The organism is Orbaceae bacterium BiB (genome assembly GCA_036251205.1).
GTDB lineage: Bacteria > Pseudomonadota > Gammaproteobacteria > Enterobacterales > Orbaceae > Orbus > Orbus mooreae.
Genome location: CP133958.1, coordinates 1,078,634 through 1,094,657, shown reverse-complemented (window position 1 = coordinate 1,094,657; position 16,024 = coordinate 1,078,634). Strand labels below are relative to the sequence as shown.

14 protein-coding genes are annotated in these 16,024 nt (G+C 35.6%); 8 read left to right on the top strand and 6 right to left on the bottom strand.

The genetic code is table 11. The annotated features are described in order from the left end of the window. Nucleotides 1-5 precede the first annotated feature (5 nt). Both RHO11_05125 and RHO11_05120 read right to left on the bottom strand, forming a co-directional pair. Nucleotides 6-1,229 carry an MFS transporter gene (locus RHO11_05125; protein WVD62504.1) on the bottom strand — a complete coding sequence of 408 codons (1,224 nt, stop codon included), beginning with the start codon at nt 1,227-1,229 and terminating at the stop codon, nt 6-8. Nucleotides 1,230-1,247: 18 nt separating this feature from the next. Continuing rightward, on the bottom strand, nt 1,248-2,075 hold the full coding sequence (locus RHO11_05120) for an MBL fold metallo-hydrolase (protein WVD62503.1): 828 nt from the start codon (nt 2,073-2,075) through the stop codon (nt 1,248-1,250). A 293-nt stretch (nt 2,076-2,368) separates the two neighbouring features. On the opposite strand from RHO11_05120, the gene RHO11_05115 reads away from it, so the two are divergent. From RHO11_05115 to RHO11_05095, 5 genes are all read left to right on the top strand, one after another. Beyond that, entirely contained in the window at nt 2,369-3,994 is a 1,626-nt protein-coding gene (locus RHO11_05115) for a DUF2813 domain-containing protein (GenBank protein ID WVD62502.1), read from the top strand. 153 nt (nt 3,995-4,147) lie between these two features. After that, complete coding sequence (gene pyrG, locus RHO11_05110) at nt 4,148-5,776, top strand: CTP synthase (glutamine hydrolyzing) (GenBank protein WVD62501.1); 1,629 nt, start codon at nt 4,148-4,150, stop codon at nt 5,774-5,776. 51 nt (nt 5,777-5,827) lie between these two features. Next, entirely contained in the window at nt 5,828-7,129 is a 1,302-nt protein-coding gene (gene eno / locus RHO11_05105) for a phosphopyruvate hydratase (GenBank protein WVD62500.1), read from the top strand. Between the two features lie 247 nt (nt 7,130-7,376). Next, nucleotides 7,377-8,009, top strand: coding sequence for a glutathione S-transferase N-terminal domain-containing protein (locus RHO11_05100; protein WVD62499.1), 633 nt, complete (start codon nt 7,377-7,379; stop codon nt 8,007-8,009). 7 nt (nt 8,010-8,016) lie between these two features. Next, on the top strand, nt 8,017-8,409 hold the full coding sequence (locus RHO11_05095) for a ClpXP protease specificity-enhancing factor (protein ID WVD62498.1): 393 nt from the start codon (nt 8,017-8,019) through the stop codon (nt 8,407-8,409). 54 nt (nt 8,410-8,463) lie between these two features. Here the strand turns inward: RHO11_05095 and RHO11_05090 are convergent, their stop codons facing one another. Further along, entirely contained in the window at nt 8,464-10,395 is a 1,932-nt protein-coding gene (locus RHO11_05090; protein ID WVD62497.1) for an exoribonuclease II, read from the bottom strand. Nucleotides 10,396-10,618: 223 nt separating this feature from the next. Here RHO11_05090 and RHO11_05085 point away from each other — a divergent pair, with 223 nt between their 5' ends. Next, entirely contained in the window at nt 10,619-11,362 is a 744-nt protein-coding gene (locus tag RHO11_05085) for an alpha/beta fold hydrolase (GenBank protein ID WVD62496.1), read from the top strand. A gap of 178 nt (nt 11,363-11,540) precedes the next feature. Here the strand turns inward: RHO11_05085 and RHO11_05080 are convergent, their stop codons facing one another. Further along, nucleotides 11,541-11,861, bottom strand: a complete 321-nt coding sequence (locus tag RHO11_05080) for an MGMT family protein (protein WVD62495.1) — start codon at nt 11,859-11,861, stop codon at nt 11,541-11,543. A gap of 73 nt (nt 11,862-11,934) precedes the next feature. Continuing rightward, nucleotides 11,935-13,974, bottom strand: coding sequence for an oligopeptide transporter, OPT family (locus RHO11_05075; protein WVD62494.1), 2,040 nt, complete (start codon nt 13,972-13,974; stop codon nt 11,935-11,937). 144 nt (nt 13,975-14,118) lie between these two features. On the opposite strand from RHO11_05075, the gene mazG reads away from it, so the two are divergent. Further along, nucleotides 14,119-14,910, top strand: a complete 792-nt coding sequence (mazG, locus tag RHO11_05070) for a nucleoside triphosphate pyrophosphohydrolase (protein ID WVD62493.1) — start codon at nt 14,119-14,121, stop codon at nt 14,908-14,910. A gap of 5 nt (nt 14,911-14,915) precedes the next feature. Beyond that, nucleotides 14,916-15,356 carry a hypothetical protein gene (locus RHO11_05065; protein ID WVD62492.1) on the top strand — a complete coding sequence of 147 codons (441 nt, stop codon included), beginning with the start codon at nt 14,916-14,918 and terminating at the stop codon, nt 15,354-15,356. A gap of 56 nt (nt 15,357-15,412) precedes the next feature. Here the strand turns inward: RHO11_05065 and RHO11_05060 are convergent, their stop codons facing one another. Then, nucleotides 15,413-16,015 carry an XTP/dITP diphosphatase gene (locus tag RHO11_05060; GenBank protein ID WVD62491.1) on the bottom strand — a complete coding sequence of 201 codons (603 nt, stop codon included), beginning with the start codon at nt 16,013-16,015 and terminating at the stop codon, nt 15,413-15,415. Between the last annotated feature and the right edge of the window lie 9 nt (nt 16,016-16,024).

Below are 16,024 nucleotides of genomic sequence, written 5' to 3'. Positions count from 1 at the left end.
GAGAATTAAACTTTTTCTTTTGGTTTGATTAATACATCTTTATCATTAAAGAAGATCCAAAAACCGATAGTAACGACTGCCGCAACAACTGCCGGATAGATCCAAAACTCCTGCCATTGGGCCGCTGCTTCTGGCATGGTCTTTTCCGTAACAACTCGGTTATTGATAAAACCACAGACTGATGCTGCCATAAATACACCAAAACCATTTGATACGATAAAACGCAAGCCTTGTGCTTGAGCTTTTATTTCTGGTTTAGCTTTCTTATCAACATAGATATCGCCCGCTGTGAAGAAGAAATCCCAACATAAGCCCTGTAATAATAAAGCGACAACGATATAGACCAAATAGTCCTCTGATACAGCTGCTTGTGATAGCATTAAACTACGAATAATCCAACTGATTGAACCAAATAAAATCACTTTCTTAAAGCCAAAACGACCTAGTAGAAATGCTAAAAATACCATAAAGAGTACTTCAGTCGCCGTTGCGATTTGCATCATTGATGCTGGATCTAAATTTAACACCGGCAAATAAACTGGAATATAAGCACTATAAGCGGTTTTCGCAATCATTAGAATAAAAGTCGAAAACATAAAGATAGAGAAATATTTATCTTTAAAGAGTGATAAAGCATCTAAACATAAAATTTCACGAATAGAGATTTTCTTATTTTTCGCACTAGGTGGGGTATTTGGTAGTGTAAAGCAGTATAAACCGTATAGAACAGAAGCACCGGACGCTAATAAAAATGAGTTGGTTGATTTTGAAATATCAAGAAAGGTTGAACCCATTGTAAAGCCAACGGTCATAAAACCAATGGTACCAAATACACGTACAATCGGGAACCATTTTACACCATCAATATGTCTAAAGCTCACACTGTTTGCTAATGCGGTCGTTGGATAAAATAGTAATCCAACAATAAAGATCATTGCCAGAAAGCCGGCATCATTACCACTTTCAATAAAATTAGGTAACATGAATAGTACGATTGCATTTAGTAGATGTAAAACCCCCATCACTTTTTGTGAAGCAATAAATCTATCGGCAATCATACCAATAAATAGTGGTGAAATGATAGTCGCAATTCCCAAAACGGAGTAAGTTGAGCCAACAATTTCTTTTAAACCATAGGCAGCAAGTACTGCTCCGATAACCATATTCCATGCACCTTGCACAAAATATTGTAAAAACATCATAATCAGTAAACGAGGTAACTTAAGCATTTATAATTCCTTGATATATTATATTGTTTCTGTTAAACCATCATAGGCAACAGTAATATTGTATGGTGCAAAGATCGCAACTAATTCATCATGCATAAAACCACTACTGTGTGAATGGTGTGATGTGATTAATTGTGTTTTATCGTGGAATATACCATCGTCGATCATTCGTTTTTGAGAGGAGATTACGGTTTCAATACTCATGTGGTTATTTGTACGATCATTTTGTTTGTAACCATAAGAGCATTCAAAAATAGCGAGATCAATTTTTTTACCGCTATTTTTTAGCCATTGCCAAGTGAGTTCAGGGAAATAACCTGAATCATGGCCATATAACATCGTTTTACCCTCTTTTTCAATCAGATAGATGTAGCAAAACTCCCATTTTGCATGATTAGCTAATAATGGTGTAACTTGATAGCCACTTGATGTGATAAATGGTTGATAAGGAATAGCAAGGTTAAACACAAACCGTTCTTGGCTGTAGTTAGGTAAAACAGCTAAACAGCCATTAATTGCAATATCGTTACCATAAATATATAGAGGATGAGTTATATTGAAGCCATAATCTACCATGCGGCTAAAAAGATCGCCGACATTGAAGTGATCGGGGTGAGTGTGAGTAAATAATAGATCTTTTATTTTAGTGACATCAATATTTTCTCGCATGACTTGATAGCTAAATTCTGGAGCAAAATCAATTTGCATAAGATCATCAATAATTAATGCGCTACGTGTTCTGATATTTTTACCTTTTGCGACACGTGTCTTTTCACATATTTCACATTTACAAAATGGATTAGGTATTCCTTCTGAGGCGCCAGAGCCTAAAAAATGAATTTTCAAATTGTTCTCCTCTTTTGGCATATTTTTGTCATATTCGTTTATCAACTGCATTTGTAAATTGAAACGTTTCAATTTTAGCGAGAGAATAATATAAGTTAGCTAAAAATAAAAATAAATTTTTAATTTTTCGTGAATTAGATCAAAAAACACACCGTATTATTACTTCTACTACTGTGTAATCAGTATTTCTAGTGCTGTTTTTAGCACTTTATAAAAGATTTATTAACTTGATTTGTATAACAGGATGGAATTAAGTATATTAATTAACCAGTAATTTAATAAATGGTGAGCTTATGTATTTAGCAAGCGTTGATATTCATGGATTTCGAGGGATTAAACAGTTAACACTGAGACTTAATCGTGATAGTAACGTTTTAATTGGTGAAAATCGCTGGGGACGTTCAAGTTTAATTAGTGCACTGATGTTACTCTCTTTAGATAATTTATTTTATCAATTTGTTGAAAGCGATTTTTTTTATGATGAAAAATATCAAGCTGATTTGGCGAGTATCAGTTTTAGGTTTACGGAAAGTTTTATTGACGAGTTAAAAGTTGAACAGTATCAACCACTAACTAAAGTTGTTTATCAAGATTCGACTTTGATGAAATCAGTGCTTTGTTATCAAATTAAAGCGGATAAGCGTCAAAATAAAATTGTTACCCATCATTTTTTTACTGATATGCACGGTAATAAAATTACTCTAGAAAATGAATCAGCAATGATCGAATTATTAATTACCTTGAACCCCGCAATGCGCTTAAAAAAGACGATTAATGAAGATACTTTACCAATCACTAATCAACCACTCTCGACTTATTATTTAACACAATTATCAGCTCAGCTTGCTGAACACTCAACACAGTTTTCACCTCATGATTTAGAGCGTGGCGTAGTGGCAGCAAAAGCACTATTAGAATACTATTTAGTTGATAAAAAAAGACGTTATCACTATAAATACATTGCTAAAAACCCTTCTCCAAGTATGGATGAGTGGAACTCCTTAGACAAGATTAATGATTTGTTAGATGATTTAGATAGTGATTATATTCGCATTATGTTAATGGGGGTCTTTGGTGCTATTTTAACAGCAAAAGGTAATAATCAACTACAACCTAATGCAATGCCTATTCTTATTTTGGAAGAACCGGAAAGTCAATTACATCGTATTTTATTATCGGTAGGTTTCCGTTTACTAAAAAATTTTCCGACTCAAAAATTTATTACAACTAATTCTAGTGATTTAGTTTCATTATTTTCGTTAGAACATATTTACCATTTAATGCGTAAACCCTCAGGTATTGTAGCGATGAGTACTGGTGAAAATGGTTTAACTCTTACTGATAAGCGAAAGATTATGTTTCATATTCTCTATCGACGCGCTTCGGCTATCTTTTCACGATGTTGGTTGCTAGTTGAGGGAGAAACAGAGGTCTGGTTGTTACGTGAGTTAGCGGAGCAGTGTGGTTTCCATTTAAATTCTGAAGGTATTGAATTAATTGAGTTTGCACAGTGTGGACTAAAACCATTGATTAAATATGCGAATAAAATGGGAATTCATTGGCATGTTTTAACGGATGGGGATATTGCAGGTAAGAAATATGCTGATACAGTTCGTTCTCTATGCCCAACTCATCATGAGGTCAATAATTATTTAACGGTATTACCAGCAAGAGATATTGAGAATTTTTTATTTAAAAATGGTTTTAGTCATGTTTATAAAATGATGGGTTATGGCACAATTGAGCATATTGATTTGCCGGTACATAAAATTATTCAAAAGGCGATACACAAAAGTTCCAAACCTGACTTAGCGATTGCGATTTGTGATGATGTGAAAGAACGCGGAGTCGATGTTATTCCCACTTTATTAAAATATATGTTTAATCGAGTTGTGAAGTTAGCAAAAGAATCATATTAAAGTACAAACTAAAAATAAATTATTCCATTGTGACAAAGGTAGTATTCTGCTACACTACTAACCCGTCTGATTAATTGTAATATTGTTTTTATTTCGAGCAAATTTGGCTGAATTTAAAGGTAATATTCATCACATGAAAATGGTCTTAATTTAATGGTCACAAATTATATTTTTGTTACAGGCGGCGTTGTTTCTTCTTTAGGTAAGGGGATCGCTGCAGCATCATTGGCTGCTATACTTGAGGCGCGTGGTCTTAATGTTACTATGCTCAAGTTAGATCCTTATATCAATGTCGATCCAGGGACAATGAGCCCGATTCAACATGGTGAAGTTTTTGTTACTGAAGATGGTGCAGAAACCGATCTTGATCTTGGTCACTATGAGCGATTTATCCGCACTAAAATGACTCGTCGCAACAATTTTACAACTGGACGTATATATTCAGATGTTTTGCGTAAAGAGCGCCGTGGCGATTATTTAGGTGCAACAATTCAGGTTATTCCTCACATCACAAATGCGATAAAAGAGCGTGTGATTGAAGGGGCGAAAGGGTTTGACGTTGCTATCGTCGAAGTCGGTGGTACGGTAGGTGATATCGAATCATTACCATTTTTAGAAGCACTTCGTCAGTTAGCTGTCAATGTTGGGCGTGAGCATACATTATTTATGCATCTAACATTAGTTCCTTATTTACCTTCATCTGGTGAAGTAAAAACTAAACCAACACAACACTCAGTAAAAGAGTTACTCTCTATTGGTATTCAACCAGATATTTTAATCTGTCGTTCAGATCGTATGGTACCTGCTAATGAGCGAGCTAAAATAGCACTATTTTGTAATGTGCCAGAGAAAGCCGTTATTTCATTAAAAGATGTTGATTCGATTTATAAAATTCCAGCATTATTAAAGTCACAAGGACTTGATAGTTATGTTTGTAATCGATTCCATCTAGAGTGTCCGGAAGCTAACCTTGCTGAATGGGAACAAGTGATTTATGAAGAGGCAAATCCAGTTGGTGAAGTGACTATTGGTATGGTCGGTAAATATATTGAATTACCTGACGCCTATAAATCAGTTAATGAAGCATTAAAACATGGTGGTTTAAAAAATCGTCTAACTGTGCATATCCGTTATATTGATTCAGAAGATCTTGAGTCAAAAGGAACTGATATGTTAAAAGGTTTAGATGGTATCTTGATCCCAGGTGGTTTTGGCTACCGAGGTGTAGAAGGTAAAATTTTAGCCGCACGTTATGCAAGAGAAAATAAGGTCCCTTATTTAGGTATCTGTTTAGGTTTACAAGTAGCATTAATTGAATTCGCGCGTAATGTTGCGGGGATGAAAGATGCTAACTCTACTGAGTTTGTTAAAGATTGTACAAACCCAGTTGTCGCTCTTATTACTGAATGGAGTGATGAATCAGGTGAAATTGTTCATCGCAGTGAAAATAGTGATTTAGGTGGTACAATGAGACTAGGTGCCCAAGTTTGTCATTTAGAACCAAATTCATTAGTACGAGCTATGTACAATAAAGATTCTATTGTAGAACGTCACCGTCACCGTTATGAAGTGAATAATAATTTATTACCAGCTATTGTTAATGCTGGCTTAAAAGTAACAGGTTTATCAACAGATAAAAAATTAGTTGAGATTATTGAAAATCCAGATCATCCATGGTTTGTCGCATGTCAATTCCATCCTGAGTTTACATCAACACCAAGAGATGGTCACCCGTTATTTAGTAGTTTTATTCGCGCCGCAAATGAGTATCAGCAGCGCTAAGAGTTTTATAATTATTTTTTATTTTTAATGTGTCATATAGAGGAAAAAAAAATGGCAAAGATCGTTAAAGTTCATGGTCGCGAAGTAATTGATTCACGTGGTAACCCAACAGTTGAAGCTGAAGTTCATTTAGAAGGCGGTTTTGTTGGTCTAGCAATCGTTCCATCTGGTGCCTCAACTGGTTCTCGCGAAGCATTAGAACTACGTGATGGCGATAAATCTCGTTTCTTAGGTAAAGGTGTATTGAAAGCTGTTGCTAATGTTAACGGACCAATTGCTGAAGCTTTAATCGGTAAAGATGCATTAGACCAAGCTGCAATCGACCAAATCATGTTAGATTTAGATGGTACAGATTTTAAATCAAACTTAGGTGCAAACTCAATTTTAGCGGTATCTTTAGCGAATGCTAAAGCAGCAGCAGCAGCGAAAGGCGTACCTTTATTTGCTCATATCGCTGATTTGAACGGAACTCCTGGTCAATACTCTATGCCACTTCCAATGATGAACATCATCAACGGTGGTGAACATGCAGATAACAACATCGATTTACAAGAGTTTATGATTCAACCAGTTGGCGCTAAAAGTCTTCGTGAAGCAGTTCGTATGGGTTCAGAAGTATTCCATACTTTAGCTAAAGTATTACACGCTAAAGGCATGAATACTGCAGTTGGTGATGAAGGTGGTTTTGCACCAAATTTAGCATCAAATGCTGATGCATTAGCTTGTATCAAAGAAGCTGTTGAAAAAGCAGGTTATGTATTAGGTAAAGATATTACTTTAGCGATGGACTGTGCTGCTTCTGAGTTTTACAACAAAGAAACTGGTAAATATGTATTAAAAGGTGAAGGTGGTAAAGAGTTTACTTCTGAAGAGTTTACTCACTACTTAGAAGGTTTAGCAAATCAATACCCAATCGTATCTATTGAAGATGGTTTAGATGAAAGTGATTGGAATGGTTGGGCATACCAAACTAAAGCATTAGGTAACAAACTTCAATTAGTTGGTGACGATCTATTCGTAACAAATACTAAGATCTTCAAAGAAGGGATTGATAAAGGGATTGCTAACTCAATTCTAGTTAAAGTAAACCAAATCGGTACATTAACTGAATCTATTGCTGCTGTTAAAATGGCAAAAGATGCGGGTTATACTGCTGTTATCTCTCACCGTAGTGGTGAATCAGAAGATTCAACAATCGCTGATTTAGCTGTTGGTTTAGCTGCAGGTCAAATTAAAACGGGTTCTATGAGCCGTTCAGACCGTATTGCTAAATACAACCAATTAATCCGTATTGAAGAAGCTTTAGGTAGCAAAGCACCATTCCACGGTTTAAAAGAAGTTAAAGGTCAATAATTTTTAGATTATTGTTGATTTTTATAAAAAACCTACTGAGTGATCAGTAGGTTTTTTTATATAAACTATTTTTTATTGTTGCTTATTAAATTAATAATTTATTGATTATTTGTGGTTTTATTTTTAGATTTGATATTTATTAACAAATAAAACAAAAGAATTATTATTTTTTTCACAAATTTGATTCCCAATTTGCTAAAATATCTCCACTTGATATAAATACTTTATTTATAAATTTGGAGTTAACATGGTAGTTGCTGTTAATAAACGTTCTGTAATGACATTATTTTGTGATACAACGGATATTTATGGTCATCAGGTACGTTTTGTTTTAGCGGAAAAGGGCGTTACTGCTGAGATTGAGTTTGTTGAGGCTAATCATTTACCTCAAGAGTTATTAGATCTTAACCCTTATGGCACTATTCCGACACTTATCGATCGCGACTTAACCTTATATGAACCTCATATTGCATTAGAATATCTTGATGAACGTTTTCCTCATCCACCTTTAATGCCCGTTTATCCGATTGTGAGAGCTAACTCTCGGTTAACGATGTATCGTATGCGTAAAGAGTGGTACTCCGCTTATGAAACAATTATTAATTCACCTAAATCTGAAGAAGCGAAGGAAGCTAGAAAATCATTACAAGATGATCTAACGGCTGTTTCTGTCATGTTTAAAGAAAAACCGTACTTTATGAGTGATGATTTTACTTTATGTGACTGCTATTTTGCTCCGTTATTATGGCGCTTACCTATTTTAGATATTACGCTGCCTAAAACGGCTGAAAAACATTATATCAGCTATATGAATCGAATTTTTGAGCGTCCAGCGTTTATTGAGTCATTAACTGATGATGAAAAGAAGATGAGAGCCTAATAAGATTATGGATGATTTAGCAATGAGTCCTCGCCGTCCTTATTTATTTAAGGCGATTTATGATTGGATTGTTGATAATGGTTTAACACCACATATTATTGTTAATACAACCGTATATGGTGTGATTGTCCCTAGTGAATATATACAAAATAACCAAATTGTATTAAATATTGCCCCTCAATCTGTGGGACAATATTCGGTTAATAATGATGAGATTGAATTTAACGCAAGATTTGCCGGTCAACCTAATCATATTGTCGTTCCGATGGCGGCTATCGAGGCTGTTTATGCACGAGAGAATGGTGCCGGTATCGCTTTTGAAGCTGAACCACAATACGAAAATCGTACTGCTGAGGAGCCGACTAAAAAACCAACTAGTCCATTCCGGGTAGTAAAATAATTTTTGTTAAGAGTAGGTACATACCGTACCTACTTGACCTTATTGACTAAATATTTACTCTCGAGCAATTCCTACAATAATTGAGCCCGTTTCTTTTTTTACTTCATTAATCGTGACATCAACTGTATCAAGTAGCTGATAGGCTAACTCATCTTTAATTTTGATATACCCATTTTCTGGTGATATTGTAAGTTCATTACGTTGGTTATGGATTAATGAGGCTGGTAGAAAAGCAACTGCACCGATATCAGTTAAACGGACTTTAGCCCCGCCACGGTTGAGATCAATGATTTCAGCAGCAAACTTTTGTCCCACTTTATCTTGCAAATATTGACAATATAATTTGTTACTCACTTCTCTTTCAGCGAGTCTTGTTGCTCTACGGCGTTTATTCATGATAGACAATATTTTACTATCAAGCACAGTGGGTGAAGTACCGTTAATCATTGATTTAAGCAAACGATGATTTAGCAGATCACCATATTTTCGAATTGGTGATGTCCATGTAGCATACGCATGAAAGCCTAAACCAAAATGAGGATTAGCTTCGAAAGCGAAATCTGCCGGTGATTGGTAACGTCTTAGGCGGTATTCAAGTAGTTGGTTCTTTTCGGTGAGTTGACGTAAAGCTTTATAACCTTCAAATGAAGATAAACGATCTTTATCAAAACCTTCTATATTGTTTTCGCTTAGTATTTTTATGACTACATCTAAATATTTACTTTCAAATCCCGCGTGAATATTAAATATCCCTTGAGGTAACTGTTTTTGAAGTATATCCGTAAATGCTTGATTGGCGATGACCATAGCCTCTTCAACCATTTTATGCGCGGTAAGCTTAGTCTGTTTTTTGATATTAATCAGCTGACGATTATTATCAAATATAAAATAGTAGTCTGGGTTATCTCTAAATAACAGCGCATTTTCATAACGCCAGTTGTTTCTGATCTCAGCTAATTGTAGTAATAATTTTAATTGTGACTGAATATTTGGTATTTCTATTGATAAATCTTCATCATGATCGATAAAGTTTGACACGCCTTCATAACTCAATTTGGCTTTTGATTCTACCCAAGCTAAATTAAATTGTGTTGCATCATAACAGATATCACCTTGTGGATTTATGACAATTTTGCAAACCAGAGCCGGACGTTTTTCATTGGCTTTTAGGGAGCACAGTTTATTCGCCAGAGATTCTGGTAGCATTGAAATGGTAAAACCAGGTAAATAAGTTGAAAAACTACGGCTACAAGCAATAGTATCGATTTCGCTCTCTTCATTAATATAAGCGCTAGGATCTGCAATAGCAACTTGCAGAATATAATTACCTTGCTCATCTTGAGTGATTGATAGTGCATCATCCATATCTTGCGTCTCGGCACCATCAATAGTAAAAAAGTCAACATCAGTCAGGTCGATACGAGATTGATCTGTATTTTCAGGTTCGTTCCAGATCACTTCATTTGGTGCCGATGCCTCTAAGTTATATTTTGCTAAGGCAATCAGCCATAACGCATTGATATCTTTATCTTCAGCAACAAATTGAGTTATTTCAGCAAAAAAGCCACTCTTGTCTCGTAGCGGATGGGACACTAATTTTGCTTTTACCCAGTCATGTTCTTGCAGCTTTTGTTCAATATCATTAGATACTTTACATTTAATTAGACGGTTGGATACACTTTCAGGGATAATCTCTAGCGCTTTATTACTAAAGGTGACTTGAGCTAAAAAAGTATTGAGTGCTGGTTCAATTAATGTGTCAGGTTCAAAGGAGGTTTTCTCACCATTTTCGATTAATATTCCAGAAACTTTATCGCCGTCTAGGACATTTTTCATCTGGCTAGCTGGAATAAAATAGCTTTTTTTATTATCAGTTTCTAAAAAACCATAACCTTTGTCATGGGCTTTGACGACTCCTTCTGCGCGAGGTGTTTGAGAATGAAGTTGTTGTTTTAGTTGTGCTAATAATGGATTATTTTGTAGCATAGTTGTTATCGTAGTGGCTGAATAAAATTGTGATGATTTTAACAGAGTTTATCTTAATCATCTGTAATTTTTATTTAATAACTGATTAAAATCGACAAATCATTGTCCTATCAGTATCAATTGGTTATAGAATATCGGTTATTGCTATCAAAAAGAGGTGGTTTTATCGTAAAATTCACAGTAAAGTAGACTTCATTTGAATTAGAAATATTTTTGATATTGTATGCAACTTCATTATAAAACAACAGGCACAGGTCAACCCATCGTCTTTTTACATGGTTTATTTGGTAATTTGGATAATTTAGCCATTCTGGCACGGGAATTTAGTCAAGATTATCAAGTGATTCAAATTGATCTGCGTAATCATGGTTTATCTCCTTGGTCTGATGAGATGAATTATGCATTGATGGCTGATGATGTTTTTAAATTAATTAATCAATTATCGTTACAAAATATTATTTTAGTTGGTCACTCAATGGGTGGAAAAGTAGCAATGCAGTTAACCCAAATAGCGCCTCACTTAATTGCGCATATGGTGGTGTTAGATATTGCACCAATAAGCTATTGTGCTGACTCACATACACGAGTATTTAAAGCAATTGATGCGTGTATTGCGGATCATCTGACAGAGAGAAAAGATATCCAACAGACAATGAGTGCCTATATCCCAGAGCCGATCATTTTATTTTTATTGAAATCCTATAAATCAGGTCGATGGTTATTTAATTATCAAGCGATCACAAAACATTATGCCGATATTCGTGGTTGGTCTGAAATTGAGCCTTATCGGCAGCCAGTGCTATTTATTCGTGGCAGTCAGTCAAATTATATTATTGATGATTATTTGAGTGATATTTTGACGCAATTTCCTTATGCTGCCATTACAACTGTTGAGGGCGCGGGTCATAATGTACATACAGCCCAACCTAAGCAAGTTGTAGCCTTAATTAAAGATTGGTTAATGTAGTGATGAGTCAGCTTGACTAATCATCATGAGTATCGTTGAGTGAATCGTTATTCCGCTGCTCATCAAACTATGTTAAGTCTGATTAGCTTGATGAGTTGCTGATATTTTTACTGGAGTGAGATTTAGATTTTTCTCTATATTCACTACTTACAGTAATATTTTAACGAAAATTAGCCTGTTAAATATGCCAACCATATTTTTTTAGATCAATTTTATCGTTCTGATTAAACTCAATGCCTTCTTCGATTAATTTCAATTTATAACGACGATAGGTTTCATCTTTAACGGACAATCGCCCTTGACCATTAATAATGCGGTGGCAAGGTAATTTACTCTCTTTAGGTAGCTTTCGTAAAATAAAACAGACTTGCCGTACATAACTGGGCATTCCGGCCATTTTAGCTATTTGTCCATAAGTAACCACTTTACCTGGTGGAATAGCAGCAATAATTGCATAAACTTGATTAGCAAAGCTATTTTCTGCAATGAAATGGGACATATGACGTGTATTTAGTGATGATTAAGTAGGGTTGATACTCTCACCTTTTGATGAGAGTATCAAGTAGAACTTATTAAGATGATTTTTTAATTGCTGATAGTGCTCGACGAATAAAGGTCAAACAAATTACAACAAAAACAAATAAACCAAGTAGTTGTTGAACAACATCTAAATTGCTACCAAATATATCACCTAACCAAGGTGCTAATGATAGTGGTGCACTATCGCCCCCACTAGAGATACTAATTACAATCACTACCGCCATGATAACACCAACTAAACTCTCACCAACAATTAATCCAGAAGCAATCAATGTTGCTTTACGATCAACCTTACGGTAATTTTCATCATTTTGTGGCGCATTTTTAGTTCGATACACTCTACGACGAATAAACCATGAAATTAATGCACCAAGGAAAATAGGTGTGGTGATAATTGGTGGTAAATAGATTCCCATTCCAACAGCAAGGGCTGGTATACGGAATTTACAGTTACTTTTTGCTAATACTAAATCAATGATAATAATAATAGCACCAAGGGCTAAACCAATTAAAATCATTGTCCACTCTAACTGATGAGAGAAGATACCTTTAGCAATCGTAGTCATTAACGTTGCTTGCGGTGCAGCTAGGACTTGTGTTGGATCCATATCTGCTCTAGGCATCGCGCCAGTAAAACCATAAGCATTATATAAAATATCTAATACTGGAGCGATAACAATAGCACCCACAACACAACCGATTAATAATGCAACTTGTTGTTTCCATGGGGTCGCTTTTACTAAATAACCCGTTTTAAGATCTTGTAAGTTATCGTTAGAAATTGTTGCAATAGCAAGAACCGCACTGGTGGTGAATAGCGCAAGAGCGGTTGCAAAGTTGGAGCCTTCGGCTGTACCTAAAATATCATTAGCTTCGCCGAGCACTAAAATTAATAGTGAAATAACAGCTACAGCCACAATACCAATTCCTGATATTGGACTTGCTGATGAACCGACTAATCCTGCCATATAACCGCACGCTGCCGCAACTAAAAAGCCCATAATAAAGGCAAATAGAACTGCACATAAAACGAGCGACCAAGCAACGCCGGTAGAAAGTCCACTATCAGAAACAAAAGAATAAAATGTCGCTAGTAAAATCAGTAACATTCCAGCCATAATTAATAGAATAGTTTTACCTGATAGATCTTGTTCGGTACGCGGAACTTTACCTTGATGAACTTGAGATTTCATTGAACCAAATGACATCTTTAGCCCTTCAATAACCGGTTTAAGTAATGTTAATAAAGTCCAGATAGCGGCAATCGCTAATGTTCCAGCTCCGATAAAACGAACATCACTAGCCCAAAGACCCATGGCGATATCACTTAAAGATGCATTTGCTGAGTAATCACGCATCGTACTCAAAATTGGGATTGCAAATCCCCAAGCAATAATATTGCCAATTAAAATTGCGATACCTGAGATAATACCAACTAAATAACCCGCACTAAGTAGTGCTAACGAGAAACCAAGTGGAATTTGAAAGATCGATTTACCTTGAGTGAACCAATATGCCGTGCCGTCAGCTAACACACGAAAACCATTGGTAAATAAGCTAACACCAGCGGCAATTACACCACCAAAAAGAATATCTTTTAGACCTTCATTATTCGCTTTAGTCTCTTCTGGATTATCTGAATCACAGCCTGCTTTTAAAATTTCAGCAGCAGCTACACCTTCCGGATAAGGTAAGGTGCTTTTAACAACCATAACTTGACGCAGTGGGATAGAAAATAGTACCCCTAACATTCCCCCAGCCGCACATACAAGTAGGGTTAACCAAAATGAAAAACTTTGCCAATAGCCAATCATCAATAGACCCGGTAGTACGAAAATAATGGATGATAATGTTCCCGCCGCTGACGCTTGAGTTTGTACCATATTATTTTCAAGTATTGTTGAACCAGAGAAAAAACGTAAAACAGCCATTGAAATCACGGCAGCTGGAATTGCTGAGGAAAACGTTAGGCCGACTTTTAAGCCTAAATAGACATTAGATGCCGTAAAAATAACTGTAATAAATGCCCCAAGAATCATTCCTCTCAGGGTAAGTTCGCGTAAGTTGTTCATGTGTTAATATCGTTTCTATGATTAAAGTGTACTAGTATACTATAAAAAATGTACACAGAAAAATAGAGTTAACCTATTTTATAAAGATGCTGAAATATAGAATTATGAGTATAATGACTCTTTTCCGATACTAGGAGAGATATTTTGCAATCAATACAGCAACTTCTTACCATAATCAAACGATTGCGTGATCCCATTAATGGGTGTGAATGGGATCGTGTGCAGACTTTTGAATCCATTAAGGCTTGTACTTTAGAAGAGACTTATGAAGTTTTAGATGCCATTGATCAAAAAAACTTTATGGAACTAAAAAGTGAATTGGGTGATTTATTATTTCAAATTATCTTTTATGCTGAAATGGCGGATGAACAGAAAAAATTTAATTTTGATGATGTCTGCAAAACATTGGCTGAAAAGTTAACCAGTCGCCATCCACATATTTTTACTCATCCAAATACCGCAAAAGTACCTTGGGAAGCGATTAAACAACAAGAACGTGATCAAAAGCAGCAATTTTCTATTTTGGATGATATTCCTCATTCATTACCAGCATTAATGCGTGCAGAGAAAATTCAAAAACGTTGTGCGGCTGTTGGATTTGATTGGGATACTTTAGGGCCAGTTATCGATAAAGTAAAAGAAGAGATCGATGAAGTGATTGCTGAGGTAGAGCAACAACCGCCGGTTACTGAAAAGGTAGAAGAAGAAGTCGGTGACTTATTATTTGCTGTCGTGAATTTAACTCGTCATTTAGGATTAAAATCAGAACTAACGTTGCATAAAGCAAATCAAAAGTTTGAACGACGTTTTCGACAAGTTGAAGATAAGCTCAAAGCAAAAGGTTATCAATTAAGTGATGTTTCCCTTGAAGAAATGGAACAAGCTTGGCAAGATATTAAATTACAAGAACAGCAAAACTCGAACATTAGGAAATAACCATCATGGCAACAAGTAAAAATGAGCTGTATGAAGAGATCCAAGCTTGGGCTCAAAATGCGATTTTTAATAGTCCAACATGGAGTATTAATCAATTAGATTATAGTGAAAAAAGTATTAGTGTTGTAGAACTTATTTTGAACGAAATGTCAGAAAATAGTTTATTACTTACTGAAGAACAAATCACGATGATAACTCAAGAGTATGGTTGCTATTTATTGCTGACAGCACATAAACTTTATGGTGGTGAGTTTTTTTGGAATGGTGAACATGAACAACCGATGCTGATTGTTGGTGAGCCAGAAGCAAGTATTATACTGTTAACATGGTATAAAGTGAAAGGACGTTTATTAGGTGATAAACTTGATAACGTTGCCTATTTCATTGAAGAGTTTAGTAAAGCCGCTTTTGCACCAGAAGCTGGTACACAGCTACTTTATATGTAATATTTTATAAGCTCCACATTGTATTGCATTAATGGGAGCTTACTCTCTTTTATCGTTTAATCAGCTAATTCTGTCTGTAATTTTTTCATTAATTCAGTGAGAGCTTGGCCTCGATGCGATATTTTACTTTTATGTTCTCGTGTTAAATCAGCAGCACTACAACCTAATTCTGGCACATAAAATAGCGGATCATAACCAAATCCACCTTGTCCACTTGGTGCATTCAAAATAGTGCCATTCCATTTTCCTAAACAGATAATAGGGGTTGGGTCATTGGCATGGCGCATGAAGACTAATGCACAGTAAAAATAGGCGGTACGTTTTTCTGGCGGCACATTAGAGAGCGCTTCCAATAATTTTTGATTATTTTTTTGATCTGTCGCCCCTTCACCTGAATAACGCGCAGAATAAATGCCTGGCGCGCCTCCAAGAGCATCAACAGCTAGCCCTGAATCATCAGCAATTGCGGGTAAACCCGTTAGCGCCGCAGTGTGGCGTGCTTTGATAATCGCATTTTCAATAAATGTAAGCCCTGTTTCGTCCGCATCAGGGACTTGATATTCACTTTGAGCCACGACATTAAATCCGGCGCTAGCGAGTAACTCTTGTAACTCTTTAACCTTTCCCTGATTATTTGTTGCTAAAACAATTTTTTTCATCTTTGCTAC